At 72.6% G+C, this 25,019-nt stretch carries 28 protein-coding genes and 1 riboswitch; of the genes, 16 read left to right on the top strand and 12 right to left on the bottom strand.

The window, feature by feature from the left end; genetic code table 11:
* Positions 1-1,398, bottom strand: a 1,398-nt coding sequence (locus tag OJ962_RS29560; protein WP_270006795.1) for a serine/threonine-protein kinase, incomplete at its 3' end; no start/stop codon positions are given.
* 175 nt (positions 1,399-1,573) lie between these two features.
* Here OJ962_RS29560 and OJ962_RS29565 point away from each other — a divergent pair.
* A complete protein-coding gene (locus OJ962_RS29565; protein WP_270006796.1) occupies positions 1,574-3,106 on the top strand; it encodes a hypothetical protein in 1,533 nt (510 codons plus the stop codon).
* Positions 3,107-3,218: 112 nt separating this feature from the next.
* On the opposite strand, the gene OJ962_RS29570 is transcribed toward OJ962_RS29565, so the two are convergent.
* A complete protein-coding gene (locus OJ962_RS29570; RefSeq protein WP_202957967.1) occupies positions 3,219-4,451 on the bottom strand; it encodes a serine hydroxymethyltransferase in 1,233 nt (410 codons plus the stop codon).
* Between the two features lie 19 nt (positions 4,452-4,470).
* Positions 4,471-4,556: riboswitch (ZMP/ZTP riboswitch) on the bottom strand.
* A 47-nt stretch (positions 4,557-4,603) separates the two neighbouring features.
* Between OJ962_RS29570 and OJ962_RS29575 the strand changes: the two genes are divergently transcribed.
* Together OJ962_RS29575 and OJ962_RS29580 are read left to right on the top strand one after the other, a co-directional pair.
* Positions 4,604-4,906, top strand: a complete 303-nt coding sequence (locus OJ962_RS29575; RefSeq protein ID WP_202957968.1) for a PadR family transcriptional regulator — start codon at positions 4,604-4,606, stop codon at positions 4,904-4,906.
* Positions 4,903-5,475: a hypothetical protein gene (locus OJ962_RS29580; RefSeq protein ID WP_202957969.1), complete on the top strand. Its 573-nt coding sequence runs from the start codon at positions 4,903-4,905 to the stop codon at positions 5,473-5,475. The genes OJ962_RS29575 and OJ962_RS29580 overlap by 4 nt, the downstream gene beginning before the upstream one ends.
* Here the strand turns inward: OJ962_RS29580 and OJ962_RS29585 are convergent.
* The 3 genes from OJ962_RS29585 to OJ962_RS29595 are packed head-to-tail and all read right to left on the bottom strand — an operon-like array spanning position 5,438 to position 7,944.
* Positions 5,438-6,403 (bottom strand): SDR family oxidoreductase, encoded by a 966-nt coding sequence (locus OJ962_RS29585; RefSeq protein WP_202957970.1) that lies wholly within the window; start codon positions 6,401-6,403, stop codon positions 5,438-5,440. The genes OJ962_RS29580 and OJ962_RS29585 overlap by 38 nt on opposite strands.
* Positions 6,404-6,458: 55 nt before the next feature.
* Complete coding sequence (locus OJ962_RS29590) at positions 6,459-7,304, bottom strand: helix-turn-helix transcriptional regulator (RefSeq protein WP_202957971.1); 846 nt, start codon at positions 7,302-7,304, stop codon at positions 6,459-6,461.
* 58 nt (positions 7,305-7,362) lie between these two features.
* A complete protein-coding gene (locus tag OJ962_RS29595; protein WP_202957972.1) occupies positions 7,363-7,944 on the bottom strand; it encodes a hypothetical protein in 582 nt (193 codons plus the stop codon).
* A gap of 78 nt (positions 7,945-8,022) precedes the next feature.
* Between OJ962_RS29595 and OJ962_RS29600 the strand changes: the two genes are divergently transcribed.
* The 4 genes from OJ962_RS29600 (at position 8,023) to OJ962_RS29615 (ending at position 10,906) form a co-directional block, all read left to right on the top strand.
* Complete coding sequence (locus OJ962_RS29600; RefSeq protein WP_202957973.1) at positions 8,023-8,397, top strand: nuclear transport factor 2 family protein; 375 nt, start codon at positions 8,023-8,025, stop codon at positions 8,395-8,397.
* 160 nt (positions 8,398-8,557) lie between these two features.
* Positions 8,558-9,931, top strand: a complete 1,374-nt coding sequence (locus OJ962_RS29605) for a PP2C family protein-serine/threonine phosphatase (RefSeq protein ID WP_202957974.1) — start codon at positions 8,558-8,560, stop codon at positions 9,929-9,931.
* A gap of 82 nt (positions 9,932-10,013) precedes the next feature.
* Positions 10,014-10,169 (top strand): DUF2382 domain-containing protein, encoded by a 156-nt coding sequence (locus OJ962_RS29610; RefSeq protein WP_202957975.1) that lies wholly within the window; start codon positions 10,014-10,016, stop codon positions 10,167-10,169.
* Entirely contained in the window at positions 10,166-10,906 is a 741-nt protein-coding gene (locus OJ962_RS29615; protein ID WP_202957976.1) for a SigB/SigF/SigG family RNA polymerase sigma factor, read from the top strand. The genes OJ962_RS29610 and OJ962_RS29615 overlap by 4 nt, the downstream gene beginning before the upstream one ends.
* Here the strand turns inward: OJ962_RS29615 and OJ962_RS29620 are convergent.
* Positions 10,903-11,310, bottom strand: coding sequence for a DUF6636 domain-containing protein (locus OJ962_RS29620; protein ID WP_202957977.1), 408 nt, complete (start codon positions 11,308-11,310; stop codon positions 10,903-10,905). The two genes, OJ962_RS29615 and OJ962_RS29620, sit on opposite strands and share 4 nt — an antisense overlap.
* 128 nt (positions 11,311-11,438) lie before the next feature.
* Here OJ962_RS29620 and OJ962_RS29625 point away from each other — a divergent pair, with 128 nt between their 5' ends.
* Positions 11,439-11,606, top strand: a complete 168-nt coding sequence (locus OJ962_RS29625; protein ID WP_202957978.1) for a CsbD family protein — start codon at positions 11,439-11,441, stop codon at positions 11,604-11,606.
* Here OJ962_RS29625 and pgeF read toward each other — a convergent pair.
* The 5 genes from pgeF to OJ962_RS29650 are packed head-to-tail and all read right to left on the bottom strand — an operon-like array spanning position 11,599 to position 15,767.
* Positions 11,599-12,324: a peptidoglycan editing factor PgeF gene (pgeF, locus tag OJ962_RS29630; protein WP_202957979.1), complete on the bottom strand. Its 726-nt coding sequence runs from the start codon at positions 12,322-12,324 to the stop codon at positions 11,599-11,601. The two genes, OJ962_RS29625 and pgeF, sit on opposite strands and share 8 nt — an antisense overlap.
* On the bottom strand, positions 12,314-13,600 hold the full coding sequence (murD, locus tag OJ962_RS29635) for a UDP-N-acetylmuramoyl-L-alanine--D-glutamate ligase (protein ID WP_202957980.1): 1,287 nt from the start codon (positions 13,598-13,600) through the stop codon (positions 12,314-12,316). The genes pgeF and murD overlap by 11 nt, the downstream gene beginning before the upstream one ends.
* Complete coding sequence (locus tag OJ962_RS29640; protein WP_202957981.1) at positions 13,581-14,900, bottom strand: hypothetical protein; 1,320 nt, start codon at positions 14,898-14,900, stop codon at positions 13,581-13,583. The genes murD and OJ962_RS29640 overlap by 20 nt, the downstream gene beginning before the upstream one ends.
* Before the next feature lie 16 nt (positions 14,901-14,916).
* Positions 14,917-15,072, bottom strand: coding sequence for a DUF559 domain-containing protein (locus OJ962_RS29645; RefSeq protein WP_202957982.1), 156 nt, complete (start codon positions 15,070-15,072; stop codon positions 14,917-14,919).
* Positions 15,069-15,767: a type IV toxin-antitoxin system AbiEi family antitoxin domain-containing protein gene (locus OJ962_RS29650; RefSeq protein WP_202957983.1), complete on the bottom strand. Its 699-nt coding sequence runs from the start codon at positions 15,765-15,767 to the stop codon at positions 15,069-15,071. The genes OJ962_RS29645 and OJ962_RS29650 overlap by 4 nt, the downstream gene beginning before the upstream one ends.
* 136 nt (positions 15,768-15,903) lie before the next feature.
* On the opposite strand from OJ962_RS29650, the gene OJ962_RS29655 reads away from it, so the two are divergent.
* The 5 genes from OJ962_RS29655 to OJ962_RS29675 are packed head-to-tail and all read left to right on the top strand — an operon-like array spanning position 15,904 to position 20,766.
* Positions 15,904-16,920: an LLM class flavin-dependent oxidoreductase gene (locus tag OJ962_RS29655; protein WP_202957984.1), complete on the top strand. Its 1,017-nt coding sequence runs from the start codon at positions 15,904-15,906 to the stop codon at positions 16,918-16,920.
* A complete protein-coding gene (locus tag OJ962_RS29660) occupies positions 16,901-17,329 on the top strand; it encodes a MarR family winged helix-turn-helix transcriptional regulator (RefSeq protein WP_202957985.1) in 429 nt (142 codons plus the stop codon). Before OJ962_RS29655 ends, OJ962_RS29660 begins: the two co-directional genes overlap by 20 nt.
* 15 nt (positions 17,330-17,344) lie before the next feature.
* Positions 17,345-18,769 (top strand): flavin-containing monooxygenase, encoded by a 1,425-nt coding sequence (locus OJ962_RS29665; protein WP_202957986.1) that lies wholly within the window; start codon positions 17,345-17,347, stop codon positions 18,767-18,769.
* A 12-nt stretch (positions 18,770-18,781) separates the two neighbouring features.
* The gene (locus OJ962_RS29670) at positions 18,782-19,948 is read left to right on the top strand and encodes a Tm-1-like ATP-binding domain-containing protein (protein WP_202957987.1); all 1,167 of its coding nucleotides are present in this window, start codon (positions 18,782-18,784) and stop codon (positions 19,946-19,948) included.
* Positions 19,945-20,766 (top strand): phosphoenolpyruvate hydrolase family protein, encoded by an 822-nt coding sequence (locus OJ962_RS29675; protein ID WP_202957988.1) that lies wholly within the window; start codon positions 19,945-19,947, stop codon positions 20,764-20,766. The genes OJ962_RS29670 and OJ962_RS29675 overlap by 4 nt, the downstream gene beginning before the upstream one ends.
* Here OJ962_RS29675 and OJ962_RS29680 read toward each other — a convergent pair.
* Positions 20,747-21,601, bottom strand: a complete 855-nt coding sequence (locus OJ962_RS29680; RefSeq protein WP_202957989.1) for a phosphoenolpyruvate hydrolase family protein — start codon at positions 21,599-21,601, stop codon at positions 20,747-20,749. The genes OJ962_RS29675 and OJ962_RS29680 overlap by 20 nt on opposite strands.
* Before the next feature lie 94 nt (positions 21,602-21,695).
* Here OJ962_RS29680 and OJ962_RS29685 point away from each other — a divergent pair, with 94 nt between their 5' ends.
* The 3 genes from OJ962_RS29685 to OJ962_RS29695 all read left to right on the top strand — a co-directional run bounded on the left by OJ962_RS29685 (position 21,696) and on the right by OJ962_RS29695 (position 25,016).
* A complete protein-coding gene (locus OJ962_RS29685) occupies positions 21,696-22,862 on the top strand; it encodes an ROK family transcriptional regulator (protein ID WP_202957990.1) in 1,167 nt (388 codons plus the stop codon).
* Positions 22,863-23,070: 208 nt separating this feature from the next.
* A complete protein-coding gene (locus tag OJ962_RS29690; RefSeq protein ID WP_202957991.1) occupies positions 23,071-23,871 on the top strand; it encodes a sugar phosphate isomerase/epimerase family protein in 801 nt (266 codons plus the stop codon).
* A gap of 29 nt (positions 23,872-23,900) precedes the next feature.
* Complete coding sequence (locus OJ962_RS29695; protein ID WP_238932535.1) at positions 23,901-25,016, top strand: Gfo/Idh/MocA family protein; 1,116 nt, start codon at positions 23,901-23,903, stop codon at positions 25,014-25,016.
* Positions 25,017-25,019 lie beyond the last annotated feature (3 nt).

Consider the following 25,019-nt stretch of genomic DNA (forward strand, 5'->3'; position numbering starts at 1 on the left):
CGGCGGCGCGCCCGGGGCCGTGGGCTGGGGGGGCGGGCTCCGGTAGCCCGCCTGCGCTGGCGGCGTTCCGTGCGGCGGCGCGCCGACGGGCGTGGGCTGCGGCGGCGGGCTCGCGTAGCCCGCGTGACCGGGCGGGGTCTGGTGCGGCGGCGCCGCACCCGCGTTCGTGGGCGGCCCGGACGGCGGCGCCGGCCGCGGCACGACGGGTGGGCGGGAGGCCTCCTCGGCGGGCGGCGCCGACAGGGTCTCCGGCTGCGGCGTCCAGCCGGCGGGCGGCGCGCTGGGCACCGGGTCCGGCGGCGGCGTCCACGCAGGCTGGTCGGGCGGCGGCGTCCACGGTGGAGGCGGCGCGGGAGCGGACGGGTCCGGCGGCGGCGTCCACGGGCCCGGGATCGGGGTGGACTGCGGCGGGAAGGTCGGCGGCCGGTTCGGAGCGAGCCGATCGGGGTCGACGGTCAGGTAGCCGCTCGCGCTCGGGTCCTCCAGCGGCGCGGGTGTCGGGCGCGGGCGGCGCGGGTCGATCAGCGCCGCGCCACGGCGCCAGCGCGGGCCGAGCAGCGCGATCGCGATCTCCTCGAGCTCGTCCCAGGCCTGCGCCGCGGTCGGGGTGCGCTCGGCCGCGTCCTTGACCAGCAGCCGCTCGATCCAGGCGCCGAGCTCGGGGTCCAGCGACGGGTTGATGCTCAGCGGCGGCGGAGGCGGATCGCTCACCTGCTTGAGCAGCAGCGCGACGGGCGACTCGGCGTCGAACGGGAGCCGGCCCACCATCAGCTCGTAGGCCATGATCCCGACCGAGTACAGGTCGGCGACGCTCGTCACGCCCTTGGTGCCCATCGCCTGCTCGGGCGCCATGTAGGTCGGCGTGCCGACGGTCATGCCCGTCGCGGTCCGGAAGCCCTCGGTGGCGGCGTGATCGACGGCCTTCGCGATGCCGAAGTCCGCGATCTTCGCGCGGCCGTCGTCGGTGATGAGGACGTTCTCGGGCTTGAGGTCGCGGTGCACGACGCCGCGCAGCTCGGCGGCGCGGAGGCCGGCGAGCATGTCCTCCATCACCGCGATCGTCTGGTCGAGCCGCAGGTGGCCGACCAGCGACCGCAGCGACCCCGCCGCGACGTACTCCATCGAGATGTACGGCACGGCGTCGACCGCGAACGCCTCGTGCACCGTGACGATGTTCGGGTGCGTGAGCGAGGCCGCGATCTGCGCCTCGCGCAGGAAGCGGTGGACCATCTGCGGGTCGCGCACGCCGAACGCCGCCATCTCCTTGAGGGCGACGAGGCGCTCGAGGCCGGGCTGGCGCGCGAGGTACACGACGGCCATGCCGCCGTGTCCGAGCTCGCGGACGATCTCGTAGCTGCCGATGTGCTTGGTGCCGGCTTCCGTGCCTCCGTCAGTCATCCGAGCCGACCATACGGATTCGCGGTCTCCCGCAACAAGGGCTCGGACCGCCTGCGACCCCGTGGGGCAAGCGGCTACGCGGGTCTCAGCGCACCGACGCGGCCGAAACGGGCGCCTGGCTCAGGTCAGCGTGGTTACGCATCGGCCGGACGGCGGGTGCGGGATGCTGCCCTGCGTGTGGTCCGTGCTCGCGCTGCTCGTCGTCCTGCTCGCCCGCCCTGAGGCGGCCGTCGCGCAGGACGTCCCGTCCGGCTGGCAGCGCACGCCGCAGCAGGTGGCGGACGCGGCGGTGAGCGATCCGCGCGTCCGGGAGGAGCGGGCCGGACGCGGGCGCACGGTGGTCGACGTCGCGCCGCGGCTTCAGGAGCGCGTGTGGGACGTCTCGGTGTTCGCCGGGCGCGAGGAGATCGCCGTCGCGGTCGTCGACGACGCGTCCGGGCGGGTGCTCGAGGCGTGGACCGGGCCGCAGGTGCAGTGGCCGATGGCGCGCGGGTACCCGGGCGCGTTCGGCGGAGCGGTCAACGCGCCGTGGGTCTGGATCGTCCTCGGCCTGCTGTTCCTCGCGCCGTTCCTGCGCGGGCCGCCGAGCATCGTCCACCTCGACGTGGCCGCGCTGCTCGCGTTCTCCGGCGCCTACGCGGCGTTCAACGTCCCGCACCTGAAGCTGTCCGCGACCGTCGCGACGGTCCTGCTCGCCTACCTGCTCGCCCGGATGCTGTGGGTCGCGTGGCGCGGTGGCAGCGCGCCCGCGCCCACGTGGCCCGCGTCCGTCTTCGTGGTCGGGCTCGTGTTCCTGCTCGGCTTCCGGGCGATCGTGTCGATCACGGGTGGCAACGTCGTCGACGTCGGCTACTCGGGCGTGATCGGCGCCGACCGGCTCCCGCACGGCGAGGCGCTCTACGGCGCGTTCCCGGACGACAACGAGCACGGCGACACCTACGGCCCGGTCGCCTACGCGGCGTACGTCCCGTTCGAGCTCGCCTTTCCCTGGAGCGGCACCTGGGACGAGCTGCCGGCGGCGCGCGCGGCCGCCGTCGCGTTCGACCTGGCGTGCGTGGCGCTGTGCTGGCTGCTCGGCCGCCGGCTCGGCGGCCCGCGGCTCGGGCTGCTGCTCGCCTACCTGTGGGCGGCGTATCCGTTCACGCTGCTGGTGATGGCGTCGTCGGCGAACGACGCGCTCGTGGGCGCGTTCGTGCTCGGCGCGCTGCTGCTCGCCGCGCGGCCCGTCGGCCGCGGCGTGGTAGGCGCGATGGCCGGATTGACCAAGTTCGCCCCGCTCGCGCTGCTGCCGCTGCTCGCGACCTACCGGCACGGGCGCCGCGGCCTGCTGCTCACGGCGGCGGCCGCGCTGGTCACCGGCGCGCTGCTGCTGGCGCCGTTCGACGTCGGCGTCTTCTGGGATCGCACCCTGGGCTTTCAGGCCGGGCGCAGCTCGCCGTTCTCGCTCTGGGGCTCGTGGGAGCTCGCGGCGCGCGTGCAGCCCGTGGCGACGCTCGCCGCCGTCGCGCTGGCGGTGGCCGTCGCGTTCGTTCCGCGCCGTCGGGACCGCACCACGCTGTGCGCGCTCGCCGCCGCCGTCCTGATCGCCCTGCAGCTCGCGCTGGAGTACTGGTTCTACCTGTACCTGGTGTGGTTCGTCGCGCTCGTGTGGGCCGCGCTGCTGGCGCCTAGCGATGGTGCTCGGCGTAGCGACGCTGCTCGGGTGTGAGCGCCTCGCCGTGGGTCAGCGCGAACCAGAGCTCGTTCTCGAGCCAGAACCGGTGCAGGAACTCCGCCAGCGACCCCTCGGACGATGGGCTGCTCGAGCAGCCGCTGCAAGCCTACGCGGGCGGCGGGAAGGCGCGCGCCAGCTCGAGGACCTCGCCGCGGATGCGCTCCAGCGTCGCCTCGTCCCGCGCCCGGACGCCCTCGTCGATCCAGCGCGCGAGCTCCGGCATGTGGTCGGGCGCGAGGCCGCGGGTGGTGATCGCGGGCGTGCCCAGGCGGATGCCGGACGGGTCCAGCGGCGGGCGCGGGTCGAACGGGACCGCGTTGTAGTTGCAGACCAGGCCCGCCCGCTCGAGCGCCTCCGCGGCGGCACGCCCGGGCACACCGGTCGCGGACAGGTCGACGAGCAGCAGGTGGTTGTCGGTGCCGCCGGAGACGAGGTCGTACCCGCGCTCGAGCAGCGCATCGGCCAGCGCCACCGCGTTGGCGACGATGGCGTGCGCGTACTCGGCGAAGGCGGGCTGCGCGGCCTCGTGCAGCGCGACCGCGATCGCGGCCGTCGTGTGATCGTGCGGGCCGCCTTGGAGGCCGGGGAAGACGGCGCGGTCGAGCGCGGACGCGTGCTCGGCGCCCGACAGCAGCATCGCCCCGCGCGGGCCGCGGAGGGTCTTGTGGGTGGTGGTCGCGATCGCGTCGGCGTGGCCGACCGGGGAGGGGTGGGCCCCGCCCGCGATCAGGCCGGCGATGTGCGCGACGTCGGCCGCCAGCATGGCGCCGACCTCCTGCGCGATCGCGGCGAAGCCGGCGAAGTCGATCGTGCGCGGGATCGCCGTGCCGCCGCACCAGATCAGCTTCGCCCGCTCACGCCGGGCGAGCGCGCGCACCTCGTCGAGGTCGATCACGCCCGTGTCGCGGCGCACGCCGTAGCGGACCGACCGGAACCAGCGGCCGGTGACGGACACGCCCCAGCCGTGCGTGAGGTGCCCGCCGGCGTCGAGCGCCATCCCCAAGACCGTGTCGCCCGGCTCCAGGAAGGCCGCGTAGACGGCGAGGTTCGCGGGCGCGCCGGAGAGCGGCTGGACGTTCGCGTGCTCGACGCCGAACAGCTCGCGTGCGCGCTGCGTCGCCACCTCCTCGATCCCGTCGACGACCGCGTTGCCCTGGTAGTAGCGCTTGGACGGGTAGCCCTCCGAGTACTTGTTGGTGAGCACCGACCCCGTCGCGGCGAGCACCGCGGGCGAGACGTGGTTCTCGGACGCGATCAGGCACAGCGTGTCGTGCTGGCGCGCCTGCTCGGCGGCGATCAACTCGGCGACCTGCGGATCGACGGTGGCGAGGGAGTGCATGGGCACCTCCGAAGCTCGGATTCGATGCCCAGGCGCGCGGCGGCTCAGGGGCGCGCCGCTTCCCGGTGGTCAGTTCCACCCGAGGCGCCAGTCACGACGCGCGTCGGCGAAGCTACCACCCTGACCCTATGTAGATCAGCTACAGTGCTCGCATGCGACTGTCGGTACAGACGCTCCGCATCCTGCAGCTGTTCGCGCAGGACCCGAGCGAGCCGCGCTACGGGCTCGAGGTCATGGACTACACGGGCCTGCAGAGCGGGACGGTGTACCCCGCGCTGCACCGGCTCGAGGCCAACGGCTGGCTGGTCAGCCGCGAGGAGGAGGTGGACGCGTCGGCGGCGGGCCGTCCGGCGCGCCGCCTGTATCACCTGACGCCGGACGGGCTGGCGGGAGCGCGCGCGGCGCTCGAGCCGTTCCAGGCCCCGCAGCCGGTGCTGAAAGCGAGGCTCGCATGATCGAGTACCTGCTCGCCCGCGCGCTCACGCGCCTGCCGGACGCGCTGCGGGAGCGCTACGCCGCCGAGTGGCGCGCCGATCGCGCGGCGCTGAGCGGGCGCCGGCTCGCGACCCTGCGCTGGGCGGTCGGCCTGCAGCGCGCCTCGCGCGAGCTCAGCGGCGAGGGCCGTTACGCGTGGCTCCCGCGGCCGGCGTTCGACGCGCTCGCGTTCGGGCTGGCGTACTACGCCGCCTACGCGCTCCGGTTCGAGGGCGACGTGCCCTCCGCCTACCGGGACCTGCTGGTGCAGACGCTGCCGTTCGCGGTCATCGGCGGCACGGCGTGCATGGCGCTGACCGGCAACTACGCGCCCCGGGGTGCCGGCGCGCTGCAGGTCGTCAAGGGCGTGATGCTCGCCACCCTGGCCCTGATCGCCTACACGGCGCTCGTGCAGCCCACCCTGGTCCTCACCGCCCGCGGCCTGGCCGTCCTGACCGTCCCCGCCGGCGTCTGCCTGCTGTTCGCGACGACGGCGGGCGCGACGATGCTGCTCAGCCGCGCCGCTCTGCGACCGCGGAGTCCCAGCTGACGCCGGTGAGCTGCTCGGAGAGCCGCCACATGCGCTCGGCGTCCTGCTCGCCGGCGAGGTGCTTGTACGGCGTGCGCTGGACGGGCTTGCCGGCGAGCTGCATCGGGCCGCTCGGGCCGTAGAAGCGCCCGCCCTGCGCGTCCGAGCTGGTCGCGGCGTACAGCGCGGGCAGCGCGCCTTCGGCGGCGGTCTGGCCGAACGGCAGGCGGCTGGTCGCGACGCGGCGGATCACGCGCACCGCGAGCGTGTCCTGCTCCCGCCCCATCTCGGGATGGGACGCGAGCAGGTTGGTCGCGGACACGCCGGGATGGGCGACGTTGCTGGTGATGCCCCAGCCCCGCGCGCGGCTGACCCGGTCCAGCTGCAGGCCGAACAGCCCGATCGCGATCTTGGAGCTCGCGTAGGCCTTGTCCTTGTTGTAGGAGCGCTCCCACTGCAGGTCGTCCCAGTGGACGCCGTGCTGGTTGGCCGCGACGCTCGCCTGCGTCGTCACGCGGGCGTTCGCGGCGCGCAGCAGCGGCAGGATGCGGGCCGTGAGGGCGTAGTGGCCGAGGTGGTTGGTGGCCAGTTGGAGCTCGAAGCCGTCCTCGGACTCGCGGCGCTCGGGCGGGGTCATGATCCCGGCGTTGTTGATCAGGATGTCGATCGGGCGGCCGTCGGCGAGCAGCTCGTCGGCGAGGGCGGCGACCGACCCCAACGACGAGAGGTCGAGCCTCGGGACGGCGATCGCGGCACGCGGCGCGGCCGCGCGGATGCGGTCGGCCGCGGCTGCGCCCTTGGCGGGGTTGCGGACGGGAAGGACGAGGTCGGCGCCGGCGCGGGCCAGGCGCTCGGCGAGCACGAGCCCGAGGCCGTCGCTGGCGCCGGTGACCAGCGCGAGCTTGCCGGTGAGGTCGGGCACGTCGATGTCGATCAGGGTGCGGGGCATGGACCGAGCGTGCCAGCGGGCACGGGCGCGAAGAAGAGGCGCCGCGATCCAGGGATCAGCGATCCGCGGCTGCGAAGCGCTGATTGCCGATCACCGACAGCAGCCGCAGCTTGTCCGCGTCCTCGCTGCCGGGCGTGGCGGTGTAGACGAGCAGGATCTGGCCCTCGTCGGCGGCGATCAGGTGCTGGCAGTGCAGCGTGATGACGCCGATCCGCGGGTGGACCATCCGCTTGCGGTCGCTGAGCCGGATCGCGACCTCGTGCTGGCTCCACAGCTCAGCGAACTCCGGGCTGATGCGCAGCAGCTCGTCGACGATCTCCCGCGCGCGCGGGTCGTCGGGATCGCGCGCGAGCACGGCGCGCGTGCCCGCGACGTACGCCCGCGTGTGCCGGGGCCGGTCCTCCTCCGGATAGATCTCGCGCTCGCGCGGGTCGGTGAACCAGCGGTACAGCACGCTGCGCGCCGGGCCGGTGTGGCGCGTCTGCTCGCCCACGAGCGCGACGGCGAGCTCGTTCTGCGCGAGCGTGTCGCCGAGGTCCGACATCACCTGGGCGGGCGTGTCCAGCCGGTCGAGCACCCGCATCAGCGCCGGGTTGACGTGATCGGTGCGGCGCGCCCGCGGCGACGGCGTGTGACCCGCCAGGCGGAACAGATGGTCGCGCTCGTCCTGCGTGAGCCGCAGGGCGCGGGCGATCGAGGCCAGCATCGGCTCCGACGGCTGCGGCCCGCGCTGCTGCTCGAGCCGGCTGTAGTAGTCCGTCGACATGTGCGCCAGCAGCGCGACCTCCTCACGCCGTAGCCCTTTCGTCCGGCGCCGCGGCCCGGCGTCGAGCCCCACGTCGTCGGGAAGCAGCGCCTCACGGCGGCGGCGCAGGAAGTCGGCGAGCTGCGGACGGTCCATCACGCCGCCCAGTATCGGACGGGACGCTCCGGCTATCCAGGGATCGCCGATCCGTGGCTCAGGCGACGTGCAGGACGCCGGCGTCGGCGACCTCGCGCACGCGGCTCCCGTCCGGCGTCAGCGTGATGCGCGTCCAGACCGTCGAGACGAAGCCGGGTCCGAAGCGCGGCGCGCCGGAGGCCGTCGAGCGGACCCACATGACGTCCGGCTCATCGGGATGCGCGAGGACCGCGTCCGTCCGGCTTTCCGCGCGCAGCTGCCGGTCGGCGGCCCGCAGCACGCGGATGTAGACCTTCGCCCCGAGCCGGTGCCTGCCGTAGACGGCGGCGAAGTCGTCGCTGAGCAGCGTGCGCAGCGCGTGCCAGTCCTTGGCCTCGCTGAGCTCGTCCATGCGGTCGATCACCGGCGCGTCGGCGGGCGCGGCGCCCTCCGGCGGCCCGACCCTCGGATCGACCGCCTTCAGCAGCCGCTTGCGGGCGCCCGCCGGCGCCAGCACCTGGCAGTAGACCTGCTGGGCCACGAGGATTCCGGCGACCACCAGGATCGGCGCCCACAGCGGTGCGCCGAGCGCGTCCATGACGCCGAACACGAGCAGCGTGAGGGCGACGCTGCAGACGATCACGATCAGTTGGAGCTTCATGAGCGCGCGGGAGCCTATGCGAGCCGTCACGCGCGCGCGACCATCCGTTCGGCCAGTTCGGGCCGTACGCTCCCGCGCATGGAGATGCATCCCGCCATGGCCGGCCACCTGCGCGCCGTCACCCAGGACGCGGCCGCGCTGCGCGACGTGTGGGCGCCGGACGGCGTGCTCGAGTTCCCGTACGCGACCGCGGACATGACGGCGCGGATCGAGGGCGTCGACGCGCTGATCGCGTTCTTCGACGGGCCGCGCCGCTGGGGCGATTGGCGCTTCGAAGTGGTCGATGCCGTCGAGGACTCCGCTCGGCGCCTGGTCGTCGCGGAGATCCACGCCGAGGCGATCTGGGTGCAGACCGGACGGTCGTACGTGCAGGACTATGTGATCTGGATGGCGCTTGACGAGGACGGGCGAATCCGGTCCTGGCGCGAGTACTGGGACAAGTCGCGCGTCTAGCGCCTTCGCGCGAGCAGCACCACCGTCACGACGATCGCGATCAAGATGAGCAGGATCAAGAGCTCGAGTGGCCCGAAGTTCGGCATGGCGCGGAGCGTAGTTCCTGAGCACTTTGAACGCGCCGGCTCATCGTCCGCCTCGGGTTGCCAGACTCTTTGCCGTGGAGCGCGCGGATGCGCAGCGCACGCGCGTGCGCATCGTGGAGGCGAGCCGGCGGCTGCTGGAGCAGTCGCCCGCGGCGCCCGTGGCCGACGTCGCGGCGGCGGCCGGCGTGTCGCGCTCGACCCTGTACCGGCACTTCCCGGACCGGGAGAGCCTGCTGCGCGCGGTGCAGGCGCACCGGCCCCGGGACGCCGGCGAGACGACTGAGCGGTCGCTGCCGCCCGGGCACCTGGGGCGTGAGCGGCCCGTCCCGCTCGAGGGGATCCACGTGTTCGACGTGGTGGCGCCGCCGGTGCTGCCGGAACAGCTCGTCGCCGAGGCGCAGCGGATCGCCGACGTCCCGCTGGCGCTGTACGTGCTCGACATAGACGGGTCGCACCTGCTGCGCGTGGCCGGGCCCGACCGGCTGCCGGAGCGGATCGCGGCGCCGCTGGCCGTCGGGCCGGAGCTCGACTCGGACGGGCTGTCGCAGCTGCGCGCCGTGCTCGCCGACCGGCCCGGGATCGAAGTCGTGCCGTTGTGGCTGCGCGGGCGCGCGACGGGCGTGATGCTGACGCTGGGCCGGCCGCGGCGCCCGCTCGCCGAGATCGCGCGCCAGGCGGCGGCCGCGATCACGCTCGCCGACCGCTACACGGACACGTTCGCGCGCGGGCAGCGGCGCAAGCAGCCGACAGCGGCGGCGGAGATCCAGCAGAGCCTGCTCCCGCCCCGGATCTCGCGCATCTCCGGCGGCGAGGTGGCGGGCAACGTTCTGCCGAGCTACGAGGTCGCCGGCGACTGGTTCGACATCGTGGAGAACCTTGACGGCGTGTGGCTCACGCTCGCGGACGGGCTCGGGCCGAGCACCCGCGCCGCCGCGAGCAGCGCGGTGGCGCTCGGCGCGCTGCGGGCCAGCCGGCGCAGCGGTGGTACGCCGCAGGACGCGCTGATGCTGATGCACCGGACGCTGCGGGAGATGCCCGGCCCGGCGGAGGAGATGACCGCGATCGTCGCCCGCTGGGACCCGGCGACGTTCCAGCTCGAGCTGGTCAACTGCGGTCATGCGCCGCCGCTGGTGGTCCGCGCCGACCGGACCGTCGAGACGCTCAAGCTGCCCGTGCGGCGCGGGCTCGGCGGCCGCGCCAGCCCGCGCCCGTCCGAGTTCGTCACCACGCTCAGCCCGGGCGAGCGGCTGGTGCTCTTCTCCGACGGCGTGGTCGCCGACGGGGCGGGCCAGGCGGGCTTGAGCTACGACGACGTGGCGGAGGCGGCGCTGCGCTCCGAGCGCGGCTCGGCCGCCGACACCGTGCGGCAGGTCCATCGCGCGGTGCTTGAAGCCAGCGGGTCGGATCTGCGCGACGACGCGACCGTCGTCTGCCTCGCCGCCGAGTGACGCGTCCCGCCGCCGGGACACTTCGTACCGAAATCTGTCCCATCTCCCGTCAAGTTGTCCCGCGACCGGGTACGGGTTGCGCATGGGGGACATGGAGCAGGACGAGCCCGGGCGCGTGCGCCTGCGCGCGTACGTCGTCGAGGAGGCGGCGGGAACGCTGACGATCCCGGTGCGCCGGGAGGAGATCCGCGTCGAGCGCGAGCCGGCCGCGGGCGCCGAGGACGACGAGCAACGTTGAGGACCGCGACCGTTCGACAAGCCGAGGAGCAGGCGCTGTTCGCGCGGCTCGCGCGCGAGAACACGCCGGCGGCCCGCGCGGCGGTCGTCGAGCGCTTCATGCCGCTCGCCCGCCAGATCGCGCGCCGCTACAGCCGCGGGCTCGACCTCGAGGACTTCGAGCAGATCGCCGCCGTCGGGCTGGTGAAGGCGATCGACCGCTTCGACCCCGAACGCGGGCTCGCCTTCACCTCGTTCGCCGTCCCGACGATCGCGGGCGAGATCAAGCGCTACCTGCGCGACCACGCGTGGTCCGTGCGCGTCCCGCGCGACCTGCAGGAGACCTACATCCGGCTCGACCGCGCGACCGCGGACCTGACGCCCGAGCTCGGCCGGGCGCCTACCGCGGCCGAGCTGGCCGAGCGGGTCGGCAGCACGGTCGAGCTCGTCCTCGAGGCCCGTCAGGCCGTGACCGCCCGCCGCGCCGTCTCGCTCGACCAGCCCACGCCGGGCGAGGAGACGATCGGGACGCTCGTCGGCACCGAGGAGGCGGGCTTCGAGGCCGCCGAGCGGTCCGCGCTGCTGGACGCGCTGCTGCGCGACCTCACCGACCGTGAGCGCCGCATCCTGCACCTGCGCTTCGCCGAGGACCTCACGCAGACGGAGATCGGCGAGCGCGTCGGGCTCTCGCAGGTGCAGGTCTCACGGCTGATCCGTCAGGCCATCACGCGGCTGCAGAAGAGCGCGGCCGAGAACTAGAACGAGCGCCAGCTGCCACGGCTCAGGAAGAAGCCGTGGCTGCCGTTGCGGCACGTGAGGCCCTTCTCGGTCGAAGTGCAGCGCAGCCGGCCGAACGTGCGCGACTGGCCGTAGCGCAGCACCTTCGCGCTGCGCTCACTCGCGGCCGGGCCGACGTCCCCGGCGCACACGATCGGCGTCGCCCGGCCCGAGCGGGTGAGCGCGACGCGCGTGTCCGAGTACGCGCCCGCGCCGCCGCAGTCGCGCTTGGCCGGCTTGGGCCGCAGCCCGGACTTGATCTCGCACTCGACGCGCGAGCTCGAGCCGTCGCAGACGATGTTGCCGGACGGGGTCTTGAAGTACGCGCCGTGCGCGGCGCCGGTGAGAGCCGCGAACAGCGCGGCGGTGAGAACGAGGAGGCGCATGTCGAGGCGCGAGGCTACGGGCCGCGCGGTCGCGTGCCCACCGCCCCTAGGTGTTGTGCGCACCACCCGCATGAGCCGGCTGGGCCTGGGTATGACCACCCTGTCGAGATTCAGCGAAAGGAGCCCCCATGGGTGACGGCACGGCAGACAAGCTGAAGGGTCACGCGAAAGAGGCCACGGGCGAGGTGACCGGCGACGACGAGCTCAAGCGTGAGGGCAAGGTCGATCGCACGTCCGGCACGGTCAAGGACAAGGTCGGCGACGCCGCCGACAAGGTCAAGGACACGCTCAAGTAGCCAGCACGGCGACGGTCGCGAAGCGGCCGGTCACGTGCGGCTCGCGGCGGTGCGAGTAGAACTCGTCCAGCGCGCGGGCGGTGGAGACACCGGCGACCTCGATCTGCGTCACGCCTGCGGAGCGCAGGTCGAGCTCGTTCGCCGCCCACAGGTCGAAGAGGGCCTTGCCGCCGCCGAGCTCGCGCAGGATCGGGGCGTCTGAGCCGTAGGCGTCCCGCGCGCGGGTGATGACGTCCTCGCCGACCTCGTACTCCTCGGGCCCGATCGAGGGCCCGATCGCGGCGATCACCGCCGCGGGGTCGGTGCCGAAGCGTGCCGTCATGGCGCGCACGCTCGCGGACGCGATGCGCGCGCAGGTGCCCTGCCAGCCCGCGTGGGCGAGCCCGAGCGCGTGGTGCTCGGGGTCGTAGGCGAGCACGGGCACGCAGTCGGCCATGATCACGCACAGCGGAAGGCCGGGCGTGTTCGTGATCAGCGCGTCGGCGCCGTTCACGAGCTGCGGCGCGTCGACGTGGGCGACCACGTCGCTGTGCACCTGCTTGCACCACACCGCGCGGTCCGGCAGCCCGTAGGTCCGGAACAGACGCGGCGCGTGGTCATCCCTCACCTTCGAGCTGAGGTCGAGATCATCACGTCTGGTGGTCACCAGCGCGTCGACCGCGTCCGGCAGCGTCTCGAAGCGGTAGACGCGCAGGCCGTCGCGGTCGTCAGCGCGCACGGGCCAGCTCCGCGAAGTGGTCGCCGCGGGCGGCGAAGTTCTTGTGCGTGTTGAAGCTCGGCGCGGCGGGGGAGAGCAGGACCACGGTGCCGGGCTGGGCCGCCGCGCGCGCCGCCGCCACCGCCGCCGGCAGATCCGGGACGAGCTCGGCCTCGCCGTCCGCCGCGCGCACCGCGTCGACCAGGCGTGAGCCCGTGTCCGGCAGGCCCAGTACCCGAGCGCCGCGAGCCGCGAGCACCGTGCCGAGCTCCGTGTAGTCCTGCGAGCGCTCGAACCCGCCGCCGATCAGCACCACCTGCGCGTCGGGGAAGCTCTCGACCGCGAACTTCGCCGCCTCGGGCTCGGTCGAGATGCTGTCGTCGACCCAGCGCACGCCGTCGGCCTCGTGGACGATCTGCAGCCGGTGGTCGAGACCGACGAAGTCCTTCAGGGCATCGATCTCGAGCGGGACGCCGGCCGCCTCCACCGCCGTGAACGCCCCGCACACGTTGAGCGCGTTGTGGCGGCCGATCAGCGGCAGCTCGGACACGACGACGTCCCCGCGTGCGACCGCCCCCTCCTCGGTCACGTGCCACCCGGGAGCGGCGCCGAACGTGAACGCCTCGGCCTCTGGGACGCGCGGCGCGGCCATCACGGCCTCCGACGTCGCGTTGAGCACGCAGCGCCGCACGCCGTCGAGCGTCAGCAGCCGCAGCTTGTCGCGCCGGTAGGCCTCGACGCTCCCGTGCCAGTTGACGTGCTCGGCGTAGACGTTGCTCACGACCGCGGTCTCGGGGCCCGTGGCGAGGTCGGCGATCTGGTAGCTGGAGAGCTCGATGACGGCCAGGGCGTCGTCATCGAGCAGGTCCAGCGCCGGCGCCCCGATGTTCCCGCCCAGCCGCACCTCCACGCCTGCGCGCGCGATCAGGTGGGCGATCAGCTTCGACGTCGTCGACTTGCCCTTGGTCGCGGTCACGCCGATCACGCGACGGCCCTCGCGCTCGGCCATCCACAGCGCCGTCGGCGTGGTGGTCCTCAACCCGCGCAGCTCGGGCCGGTAGATCGAGACGCCGGGGGAGCGCACCACCACGTCGCACCCACGCAGCGCGTCCGCGCCGGACGCGTCCACGACGCGCGCGCCGTCGGTCAGCTCCGGCGCGTCCGCCGGCTCCTCCAGCACGACCACCGCGATCCGCGCGCGCGGCAGCTGGGCCGCCACGTGCCGTGCGAACGAACGCGTCTCCAGGCCCGCGCCCCAGACGCCGATCGTCAGCCCGTCAAGCGCCGAGAAGCGCATGCACGTGCTCGATCAGCTCGTCCGGCACGTTGTGCGCGTCGCTCAGCCGCAGCACCGCTGCGACGTCCGGGTGGCGCGTCGGCAGCACCTCACGGACGAGCCGGGCGACGACCGTGTGGTCCTTCCAGCGCTCGTCGTCCGCGAGCAGCAGGATCGCCGCCGCGGACTCCTCCTCCTCACCCACGCACTCGAACGGCTTGTGCCCGCCGGTCGCGGTCAGCAGCGCGAAGCCCTCGTACTGGTCCTCGAGGTCGAGCATCGGCTTGTGGAAGATCGCCTCCAGCGCGGACGGTTCCATGTACGGCGCCAGGATCAGGAACACGAAGCGGCACTTCGGGCAGTTCCCGCACCACGACGACGCCCGCAGCGCGGGGTCCAGCCGGAAGATCGCGTTGCAGCTCGTGAACGCGCCGTGATACGCCGGCATCCCCGCGAAGGTCCGCGCGATCCCCAGCTCGGAGGCCGGCCGCAGCAGCGAAAAGATGTCCACCGGGGCACCCGTCTCGGCCACCGCGCCGCGCAGCAGCGCCTCGGCGCGTGCGCTCTTGGAGAATTGGTGGTTGACCTCGATGCCGTCGTAGACGACGTTCCCCGAGGACGCGCTGCGCTCGTTGGCCAGCGTCACGGCGTCGTAGCCGTTCAGCGCGGCGGTGAGCAGCGCCACGCAGGACACGATCGCCGTGATCGGCACGTGCCCGTTGAGCGCGCCCGACCGGTTGAGCTCACCGAGCAGCTCGAGCGGCAGCCGCCGCTGCGCGACCACGTGCTCGACGCCCGCCACCGCTGCCGTGCGCTGCATCGCGGGGTTGTCACGGACGGAGAACAGCGTGAAGTCGAGGCCGGAGCGGCGCACGATCTCGAGCGCCACGATCGAGTCCTTGCCGCCACCGATCGGCACCAGCACGCGTGACAACGACCGCGCGGGCGCCTCACGCACGAGGCCCTCGCGCGGGAACTTCGGCCGCGGCAGCGCCGGCAGGTGGTTGACCACCGCGAACTCGCCCAGGCCCTCGGAGTACAGCGCCTCCAGGAAGTCCGCCGCCGCCGGGCCGGGCACCGCGCCCTCGAACGCCACCTCGGGCGGCGCCGCCGTCTTGTAGTAGGACACGCCCGCGACCCAGTGCAGCAGGTCGAGGATCGGCTCCACGCGCGCGAGGTCCGCGCCCTCGGGCACCGGCACCTCGAGCTCCTCGACGAACTCGTGCTCGTCGTCGAGCGCGTACCCGAGGCGCACGACGCCGTCGGCCGACAGGGAGCGCTCGGTGAAGCGGAACGTGCGGTACTTCGAGGGGTCGAACAAACCGCGCATGAGGGTATTACCGCGCCAGGCGCTCCCGGGCGACCGCGATGACGTCCTGCGGCGCGGCCACCCGTCGCACGTCCCAGCCCGCGGCCCGCAGCCGCTCGTCCCGGCGGGCGTCGTCGCGCCGGTCCGGGGCGCGCCCGTGGTGCGGGCCGTCGAGCTCGATCACGAAGCTGCGGTCCGGCCAGTGGAAGTCGACCTCCTCGCCGAGGAGCTTCGTGTTGACGAGCGGCCGGGGGAGGCCCGCCTCGGCGAGCGCGACGACCGCCTCGACCTCGCCGCGGCTGCGGGTTCCCGCCGAGCCGGCCTCGTACAGCGCGATGGCGGTTTTGAGGAGGCCCAGTTGCGACCGTTCGCGCGGTCCATCGCGTCCTGCGTGGCGAGCAGCGAGTACAGCCCGAGGTACGCCGCCTGGCGGATCACCGCCGTGATCTCGTCGGGCACCGTGACGACGTCGGTGAGGTCGACGAGCAGGCGGTGCACCATCGTCACCGGGATGCCCCGGCGATCGGTCCGGTCGCGCGGGTCGATCGTGGCGCGGCGGAACCGCGTGCCCGAGGGCGACCGACGCTTGCTCGGGACAATGACATCGATGAGGGAGGCGCGCCCACGTGCGACCTCGAGGAGCTCCGCCGCTGCCCAATGGCTCAACAACGCGCCGGGGCCCGCCGCGAGTACCGCGGCGAGCAGTTCGCCCTCACGTGAGAGCGGGCCGAGCGAGTACACGCCGCGGTAGCGCCGGTGGAGCCGGCCGCCTTGCACCCGCCGCGTGATCTGGCCGTCGTCCAGTCCGGCTGCGTGCAGCTGCGTTCGTGAGATCAGGCCGTGCTGGCGCTCGGCGAAGGCGGCGATCGCGAGGTCCACGCCGGGTGCGGTCGGAAACTTGTCCTGAGAACAAGGAATCGACCGCACCCCCGCATCCTTGCGCGGCGCGCTGGCACGGATCTACGCGCGATTGCACCAAATCTGTGCCAAACGCGTGAAGCTATCATCGAATTCGATGAGCTTCTCACCGATCTCGGTCCCGCTGTCGATCTTGGACCTGGCGCAGATCCCGGAGGGCGGGAATGCGCAGACCGCCCTGCACCGCAGCCGCGAGCTCGCCCAGCACGCGGAGCGGCTCGGCTACCGGCGCTTCTGGCTGGCTGAGCACCACAACATGGCCGGGATCGCGTCCGCGGCCACGTCCGTGGCGATCGGCTTCGTCGCCGAGGGCACGAGCACGATCCGCGTCGGCGCGGGCGGGATCATGCTCCCGAACCACTCGCCGCTCGTGATCGCCGAGCAGTTCGGGACGCTCGACGCGCTGTATCCGGGCCGGATCGACCTCGGGCTCGGGCGCGCGCCCGGCACCGACATGCCGACGATGCGCGCGCTGCGCCGGGACAACACCAGCGCGGACACGTTCCCGCAGGACGTGCAGGAGCTCCAGCAGCTGCTCGGCGACCCGTTCCCCGACCAGCACATCCAGGCCGTTCCGGGCCAGGGCAGCCACATCCCGCTGTGGATCCTCGGCTCGAGCCTGTTCGGCGCGCAGCTCGCCGCGGCGCTCGGCCTGCCGTACGCGTTCGCGTCGCACTTCGCGCCCGCCGCGCTCGTCCCCGCCATCCACGTCTACCGCGAGTCGTTCCGGCCGTCCGAGCAACTGCAAGAACCGCACGTGATGCTCGCGGCCAACGTGATCATCGCCGACACCGACGAGGAAGCCACAAAACTCGCGACCAGCCAGCAGAAGTCGTTCATCGACGGCGCGTTCCGGCGCCAGCGCACGCTCCTGCAGCCGCCGATCGACGACATCGAGGCCTACTGGACGCCGCAGGAGAAGCAGCAGCTGCAGAGCATGCTGAGCTGCTCGTTCATCGGCTCGCCCGAGACCGTCCACCAGCAGATCAGCGCCTTCGTGGACGAGCACCAGCCGGACGAGCTGATCGTCGCCACGAGCGCGTTCGACCAGCAGGCGCGGATCGACTCGCTGGAGCGCCTCGCGAGCCTGACGGATGCCGCCGTACGCGCTTGAGCCGCCGGCGTCCGCGCACGCCGAGATCCGCGCCGCGCTGCACGAGCTCGTGGGGCGCTTCCTGGCGGACTACGACCGCGCGGCGCAGGCGCACGGCCTCACGCTGACGCAGGCGCGCGTGCTCGGCTTCGCGTCCTGCGAGCCGCTGTCCCAGCGCGAGCTGGCGCAGCGCTTCGGCTGCGACCCGTCGAACATCAGCGTGATCGTCGACCGGCTCGTGGAGCGCGGCCTGGTCGAGCGCCGGCCCGACCCGGCGGACGGGCGCGTGAAGCTGATCGCGGCGACGGACGCCGGGCAGGAGACGGCCCAGCGCTGCTGCGCGGCGCACGAGTTCCCCGCGCTCGACCAGCTCACGCCGGACGAGCGCGAGACCGTCCGTGCCGGGCTCACACTCCTCACGCGCGGCTGACGCCACAATCCACGCGTGGAGCACGTCGACGTCGTGATCGTGGGCGCCGGTCTGAGCGGGATCGGCGCCGCCCGCCATCTGCAGGACCGGCTGCCGGACCTGTCGTTCGCGCTGCTCGAGGCGCGCGACGCGATCGGCGGCACGTGGGACCTGTTCCGCTATCCGGGCGTGCGCTCGGACTCGGACATGCAAACGCTCGGGTACCGCTTCAAGCCCTGGACGGACGAGAAGGCGCTGGCGGACGGCCCGTCGATCCTCGAGTACGTGCGCGAGACCGCGCGCGAGACCGGAGTCGACCGGCACATCCGCTTCAACCACAAGGTCACGGACGCCGCGTGGGCGGACGGGCGCTGGACGCTGACGATCGAAGGCCAGGAGCCGCTCAGCTGCTCTTTCCTGTACGTGTGCGGCGGCTATTACCGCTACGACGAGGGCTACCTGCCGTCGTTCGCCGACCGCGAGGCGTTCACCGGCGAGATCATCCACCCGCAGTTCTGGCCTGAGGACTTCGACTACACGGGCAAGCGGATCGTCGTGATCGGCTCAGGCGCCACCGCGGTGACGATCGTCCCCGCGATGGCCGACAAGGCCGCGCACGTGACGATGCTGCAGCGCTCACCCACGTACATCCTCTCGCTGCCGTCCAAGGACAAGCTCGCGCTCAAGCTGCGCAAGCTGCTCGGCGACCGCCGCGGTTACCAGGTGACCCGCTGGAAGAACGTCGCGGTCTCGACGCTCGTCTACCAGCTCTCCCAGCGCTTCCCGACCTTGATGCGCAAGGTGATCCGCAAGGGCGTTATCGCGCGCGTGCCGCCCGGCTATCCCGTCGACACCCACTTCAACCCGACCTACGGTCCGTGGGACCAGCGCCTGTGCCTGGTGCCCGACGGTGACCTGTTCCGCGCGCTGCGCAAAGAACAAGCGTCGATCGTCACCGACCGGGTCGAGCGCTTCACGCCCACCGGCATCCAGCTCGCCTCCGGGCAGCACCTCGAAGCCGACGTCATCGTGACCGCCACCGGCCTCAACCTGCAGGCCTTCGGCGGGATCGCGCTCACCGTCGACGGCCAGCCGGTCCACCTGCCCGACCACCTCGCCTACAAGGGCATGATGCTCTCCGACGTGCCGAACTTCGTGTTCACGATCGGCTACACGAACGCGTCCTGGACGCTCAAAGCCGATCTCGTCGCGGAGTTCACGTGCCGCGTGCTCGCCCACATGCGCGAGGGCGGCTACACCACCTGCGTGCCGGTCGACGACGGCGGCGTGCCCCGCAAGCCGCTGCTCGACTTCGAGGCCGGCTACGTCCAGCGCAGCCTCCACCTGTTCCCTCAGGCGGGCGCGAAGGCCCCGTGGCGGCTGGGCATGAACTACGCGCAGGACGTCGTCACCCTGCGCCACGGCAAGCTCGACGACGGTGCGCTGCGCTTCACCGCGTAGAGTGCGCGCACCGTGGCCGTCCTGCTGATCGGCACCCTCGACACCAAAGGCGAAGAGCTCGCGTTCCTGCGCTCGCGGTTGCGGCAGAGCGGGGTGGACGTGCTCCTGGCGGACGTGGGCACCGGCGGGCCGCCCACGGTCGAGCCGGACATCGCGCGCGAGGAGATCGGCGACGTGCACGACGAGCGCGGCGCCGCGGTGCGCGCGATGGCGGACGGCGCGGCGCGGCTCGCGCGGCGGCTCTACGACGCGGGCGAGCTCGACGGCGTGCTCGGCGCGGGCGGCTCGGGCAACACCGCGATCGCGACCGCGGCGATGCGCGCGCTGCCGGTCGGCGTGCCGAAGCTGATGGTCTCGACGATGTCCGCCGGCGACTGCCGCGACTACGTCGGCGGGACCGACGTCACGCTGATGGCGTCGGTCACCGACATCGCGGGGTTGAACTCGATCTCGGCGCAGATCCTGGCCAACGCCGCGGGCGCGATGGCGGGGATGGTGGGCGCGCCGCCGCTCGAGCCACAGGACCACAAGCCGCTCATCGGGGCGACGATGTTCGGCGTCACGACGCCGTGCGTGGATCATGCGCGCAAGCGGCTCGAGCAGCGCGGGTACGAGGTGCTCGTGTTCCACGCCACCGGTACCGGCGGACGCGCCATGGAGGCGCTGGTGGAGTCGGGCTTCCTGGCCGGCGTCCTCGATGTGACCACCACGGAGCTCGCCGACGATCTCGTGGGCGGCGTCCTCACCGCCGGCCCGGACCGGCTGGAGGCGGCGGGCCGCCACGGGCTCCCGCAGGTGGTCTCGCTGGGCGCGCTGGACATGGTCAACTTCGGCGCGCGCAGCACGGTGCCGTCGCAGTTCGAGCACCGCGTCCTGTGCGAGCACAACCCGTCCGTGACGCTCATGCGCACCACGCCCGAGGAGTGCGCGGAGCTCGGGCGCAGGATCGCGCGCAAGCTCGCGCGGGCCACCGGGCCGACCGCGCTGTTCGTCCCTTTGCAAGGCCTGTCGCTGCTCGACGCACCCGGGCAGCCGTTCCACGATCCGGAGGCCGACGCGGCGCTGTTCGACGCGCTGCGCCCGGCCGCCGGCGACGTCGAGGTGATCGAGATGGACTGCAGCGTCAACGACCCGGCGTTCGCGGAGGCGATGGCCGACAGACTCGCCGCGCAGCTGTGACGGGCGACCAGGCCCGGGCGCGGCTGAAGGCGACCCTCGAGCACGGCGGCGTGATCATCGGCTCCGGCGCGGGCACGGGCCTGTCGGCCAAGTGCGCGCAGGACGGCGGCGCGGACCTGATCATCATCTACAACTCCGGCCGCTACCGGATGGCGGGCCGCGGCTCGCTCGCCGGGATGATGCCCTACGGCGACGCCAACGCGATCGTGCTCGAGATGGCGCGCGAGGTCTTGCCCGTGGCGGGCGACACGCCCGTGCTCGCCGGTGTGTGCGGGACCGACCCGTTCCGCGACATGCGCCGCTTTCTCGCCCAGCTCGAGGACGAGGGGTTCGCCGGCGTGCAGAACTTCCCGACCGTCGGCCTGATCGACGGCACCTTCCGGGCCAACCTGGAGGAGACGGGAATGGGCTACGCGCTCGAGGTCGAGATGATCCGCACCGCCGCCGCGATGGGCCTGCTGACCGCGCCCTACGTCTTCGATCCCGAGCAGGCCGAGGCGATGGCGGCCGCCGGCGCCGACGTGCTCGTCCCGCACATGGGCCTGACCACCAACGGCGCGATCGGCGCGCGCACGGCCAAGCCGCTCGAGCAGTGCGTGACCGAGATCCAGGCGATGCGCGACGCGGCGGTCAAGGTCAACCCCGACGTGATCGTCCTCTGCCACGGCGGCCCGCTCGCCGAGCCCGAGGACGCGCAGTACGTGCTCGACCACACCGAGGGCGTGGTCGGCTTCTTCGGCGCTTCGTCCACCGAGCGCCTGCCCGTCGAGCAGGCGCTCACGGACAACATGCGCCGCTTCAAGGCGTTGACTGCGTGAGCCCGATCGGGATCGACTTGAACTGCTCGGTGGTCTCCGAGAGCGCCTGCTCGACCGGCAGCCGCTCGACGCTCGACGCGCCCACGAACCCGACTGCGCCCGTCCGGCTCATCACGTAGGCCGCGTCTTCGGGGGTCGCGATCGGCCCGCCGTGGCAGAGCACCAGCACGTCGGGGTTCTGCGCCACCGCGGTCGCGCCGATGTCCTGCACCTGCTCGCACGCGACGTCCAGCGACATCGCCTCCTCGGCGCTCATGCCGATGCTGCCGCCGACGGTCAGGCCCATGTGGGCGATCACGGCGTCCGCGCCCGCCGCCGCCATCGCCGCCGCCTCCTGCGGGTTGAAGACGTAGACGATCGTGAACAGCCCGAGCTCGTGCGCGGTGCCGATCATCGCGACCTCGCGCGCGAAGCCGAGGTCGGAGGCCTCGAGCTCGCGCCGGATACGGCCGTCGAACAGGCCCACGGTCGGGAAGTTGTTCACGCCCGAGAAGCCCGCCTCGATGACCTGGCCGAGGAAGCGGCGCATCACCCGCGTGGGGTCGGTGCCGTTGACGCCCGCGATCACCGGCGTGCGCTTGACCACGGGCAGGATCTCGCGCTCGCCCATCTCCATCACGATCGCGTTCGCGTCCCCCAACGCGAGCAGGCCGCACATGGAGCTGTGCCCGGCCATGCGGAAGCGGCCGGAGTTGTAGACGATCACGAGATCGGCCCCACCGCGCTCGATGAACTTCGCGGAGATCCCCGTGCCCGCGCCGGCGCACACGATGGCCTGCTTTCGCTCGATTTGGCTCTGCAGGCGACTAATCACCTGCTGCCGCGTGAACTGCATCCAGCGCCTCTCCCCAATTTCGTCGACAAGCAACGTAAATATACCGGCGATGCAAGTTAACGCCAGCCGTGGACGACGTATAGTGGTCGGCGCTGTGGCAGTTCCGTCGACACTTCGGCTGGCGCGGACCGGTGAGGTCCTCGATCTGCTGCGACGCGGCGGAGCCGAGACGACGGCCGACCTGGCGGCCGAGATGGGCGTCGCCCGCTCTACTGTCACCGAGCGTCTCGAGGTGCTCTTCCAGCACGGGCTGATCGTCACCGTGGGGGAGACGAGCGGCGCCCGCGGGCGCCCCGCCAGCCGGCTCGCCTTCAACGCCTCCGCCGGCGTGACGCTGGCCGCGCAGGTCGGCATGAGCGGCGTGCTGATGGCCGTGACCGACCTGGCCGCCGAGGTGCTCTGGTACCGCAAGGTGGACCTCGACGTCTCCAAGGGGCCGGAGGAGTTGCTGCGCGTCCTCGACGCGCACTTCAGCGAGGCGCTCAGCGACCTCGGCAAGCAGGCCGGGCGCCTGTACGGCATGGGCATCGGGCTCGCGGGCGACCTCGAGATCGCCGGCACGGCCGTGTCCTGGCGCGCCTTCCCGCTCGCCGACCGCCTGCGCGCGCGCTTCGAGTGCCCGGTGCTGGTCGACCGCGACGTGAACTTCCTCGCGCTCGGCGAGCACCGCACGAGTTGGCCCGACGCGCGCGTGTTCCTGTGCCTGAAGGTCGGCACGGTGATCGCGTGCGGGCTGATCATCGACGGCCAGGTGGTGCGCGGCGCGACCGGCTTGCTGGGCGAGGTCGGTCACACCAAGGTCGCCGGCGAGGACGCACCCTGCACCTGTGGTAGCACCGGCTGTCTTAACACCGTCGCCAGCGGCATGGCGCTCGCGGCCCAGCTCAACGAGCAGGGCTTCGACGTCCACAGCGCGCGCGAGGTGTCCGAGCTCGCCGACCGCGGCGTGCTCGAGGCCGTCCAGGCCGTCCGCGCCGCCGGCCGCCAGATCGGCGAGGTCATGGCCGCCGCCATCAACCTGCTCAACCCGGACGTGATCGCCGTCTGGGGCTACCTCGTGGACACCGGCGACCAGTTCCTCGCCGGCATGCAGGAAGCGATCTACAAGACGGCGCTCCCGGCCTCCGCCCGCGCCGTCTCGCTCGCGCGACCCCCGCACGGCGACGACGCCGGCCTGCGGGGCGCCGCGCTCACGGTGATCGAGCACACGCTCCAGCCCGAGGCGATCGACGCCTTCGTGGCTGACTCGGCCGCCGCCTAATCCGCCGCGTCACACGCCGTCACCGCGCGCTGTATGCGTCGCCGGTCCGTGCATTCCAAATGGATTATCTCGGCGATCCACAAAAAGAGTTGCACGCTCGCCGTTAATTGGTAGGGTTCGCCAAAGAGCGAGGAGAGGAGACTCGATGAACCCCTTGGGGGCATCGACATGGATTTGGACGTCCCCGTTCGGGGACGAGCAGCTCGGTTTGGTTGGCCGAGCCAAGGAATTCGGCTTCGACGTGTTGGAGATCGCGGTGGAGGAGCCGGGTCTGATCACGGGCACGCGGTTGCGCGACGCCGGTGAGCGGGCCGGCGTGACCTTCACGGTCTGCGGCGCGTTCGGCCCCGATCGTGATCTGTCGCACGAGGACGCCGGGATCCGCGCGACGGGAATCGACTACGTCAAGGCCTGCGTGGACTTGGCCGCCGAACTCGGCGCGCCGCACTTCGTCGGCCCGATGTACTCGGCCGTGGGCAAGACGCGCATGCTCGAGCCGCACGAGCGCGCCGCTCAGCGCGCGCTCGCGGCGGAGAGTCTCAAGCGCGTGGCCGAGTACGCGGCGCAACGCGACGTCAAGCTCGCCGTCGAGCCGCTCAACCGCTTCGAGACGGACCTGATCAACACGGCCGAGCAGGTGCTCGAGCTGCTCGACGAGGTCGGCTCGCCGCAGCTCGGCGTGCTGCTGGACACGTTCCACATGAACATCGACGAGAAGTCGATCGGCGACGCGGTGCGCCTCGTCGGCGATCGGCTCCTCCAGGTGCACACGTGCGAGAACGACCGCGGCACGCCCGGCACCGGCCACATCCCGTGGAGCGACCTCTTCGGCGCGCTCCGCGACATCGACTTCGACGGCCCGCTGGTGATCGAGTCCTTCACCCCTGAGCTGAAGGAGATCGCGAAGGCCGTGTCCCTGTGGCGTCCCCTCGACGCCCCGAGCGACGAGCTCGCCAAGCGCGGCGCCGCGTTCCTGCGCGAGTCGCTGACCCCCGCCGTCGCGGCCTGAGACGAGGAGACCCTGTGATTCGAGTGGCGATGATCGGGCTCGGCTTCGGCGCCGAGTTCATCCCGATCTACCAGCAGCACCCGGACGCGGAGCTGGCGGCGATCTGCCGCCGCGATCGGGCGGGCCTCGACGAGGTGGGCGACCACTTCGGCGTCGACAAGCGCTACACGGACTACCGCGAGCTGCTCAAGGACCCGGACATCGACGCGGTCCACATCAACTCGCCGATCCCCGACCACGCGTGGATGACGCTCGAGGCGCTGGAGGCCGGCAAGCACGTGGCGTGCACCGTGCCGATGGCGACGTCCATCGAGGACTGCCAGAGGATCGTCGACGCGGTCGAGCGGACCGGCCTGAAGTACATGATGATGGAGACGGTCGTCTACGCCCGCGAGTACCTGTACATCAAGGAGCTCTACGACACGGGCGAGCTCGGCAAGCTGCAGTTCCTGCAGGCCAGCCACATGCAGGACATGGACGGGTGGCCCGACTACTGGCCCGGGCTGCCGCCGATGTGGTACGCGACGCATTGCGTGGGGCCGATGCTGGCGCTCACGGATGCGACCGCCGAGGTCGTCTCCTGCTTCGGCTCGGGCACGATCCGCGACGAGCTGATCGAGCACTACGGCTCGCCGTTCGCGGTCGAGTCCGCGCACATCAAGCTGCAGGACTCCGACGTCTCGGCGCGCATCTACCGCAGCCTGTTCGACGTCGCGCGCCAGTACCGCGAGAGCATCGACGTCTACGGCTCCAAGCAGGCGTTCGAATGGACGCTGATCGAGGGCGGCAAGCACGTGCTGCACACGGCCAAGAAGCCCGAGCCCGAGATCCCGCAGGAGATCGACGTGCCGGACTTCGCGCACCGCCTGCCGGAGCCGATCCAGCGCTTCACCACCAAGGGCGTCTACGACGACGAGGAGACGCATCTCTCCTTCACCCAGGGCGCGGGCCATGGCGGCTCGCACCCGCACCTCGTGCACGAGTTCGTGTCCGCGCTCACCGAAGCCCGGGCCCCGTTCCCGGACGCCCGCCGCTCGGCCAACTGGACGTGCGTCGGCCTGTGCGCGCACGAGTCCGCGCTCAAGGGCGGCGAGCTCGTGCGCCTGCCCGAGTTCACCCTGCGGCCGGAGGCCGTCGCGGGCTGATGA

The sequence above is a fragment of the Solirubrobacter deserti genome, assembly GCF_027587175.1.
Taxonomy (GTDB): domain Bacteria; phylum Actinomycetota; class Thermoleophilia; order Solirubrobacterales; family Solirubrobacteraceae; genus Solirubrobacter; species Solirubrobacter deserti.

Excerpts from the sequence above, each read along its gene's own strand:
- OJ962_RS29620 (WP_202957977.1), bottom strand. The coding sequence starts at position 11,310 with ATGCGCCTCCTCGTTCTCACCGCCGCGCTGTTCGCGGCTCTCACCGGC.
- OJ962_RS29655 (WP_202957984.1), top strand. The coding sequence starts at position 15,904 with ATGAGCTTCTCACCGATCTCGGTCCCGCTGTCGATCTTGGACCTGGCG.
- murD (WP_202957980.1), bottom strand. The coding sequence starts at position 13,600 with ATGCGCTTCTCGGCGCTTGACGGGCTGACGATCGGCGTCTGGGGCGCG.
- OJ962_RS29695 (WP_238932535.1), top strand. The coding sequence starts at position 23,901 with ATGATCGGGCTCGGCTTCGGCGCCGAGTTCATCCCGATCTACCAGCAG.
- OJ962_RS29600 (WP_202957973.1), top strand. The coding sequence starts at position 8,023 with ATGGAGATGCATCCCGCCATGGCCGGCCACCTGCGCGCCGTCACCCAG.
- OJ962_RS29625 (WP_202957978.1), top strand. The coding sequence starts at position 11,439 with ATGGGTGACGGCACGGCAGACAAGCTGAAGGGTCACGCGAAAGAGGCC.
- OJ962_RS29585 (WP_202957970.1), bottom strand. The coding sequence starts at position 6,403 with ATGCCCCGCACCCTGATCGACATCGACGTGCCCGACCTCACCGGCAAG.
- OJ962_RS29570 (WP_202957967.1), bottom strand. The coding sequence starts at position 4,451 with ATGCACTCCCTCGCCACCGTCGATCCGCAGGTCGCCGAGTTGATCGCC.
- OJ962_RS29595 (WP_202957972.1), bottom strand. The coding sequence starts at position 7,944 with ATGAAGCTCCAACTGATCGTGATCGTCTGCAGCGTCGCCCTCACGCTG.
- OJ962_RS29575 (WP_202957968.1), top strand. The coding sequence starts at position 4,604 with ATGCGACTGTCGGTACAGACGCTCCGCATCCTGCAGCTGTTCGCGCAG.
- OJ962_RS29680 (WP_202957989.1), bottom strand. The coding sequence starts at position 21,601 with ATGCAGTTCACGCGGCAGCAGGTGATTAGTCGCCTGCAGAGCCAAATC.
- OJ962_RS29590 (WP_202957971.1), bottom strand. The coding sequence starts at position 7,304 with ATGGACCGTCCGCAGCTCGCCGACTTCCTGCGCCGCCGCCGTGAGGCG.
- OJ962_RS29660 (WP_202957985.1), top strand. The coding sequence starts at position 16,901 with ATGCCGCCGTACGCGCTTGAGCCGCCGGCGTCCGCGCACGCCGAGATC.
- OJ962_RS29580 (WP_202957969.1), top strand. The coding sequence starts at position 4,903 with ATGATCGAGTACCTGCTCGCCCGCGCGCTCACGCGCCTGCCGGACGCG.
- OJ962_RS29610 (WP_202957975.1), top strand. The coding sequence starts at position 10,014 with ATGGGGGACATGGAGCAGGACGAGCCCGGGCGCGTGCGCCTGCGCGCG.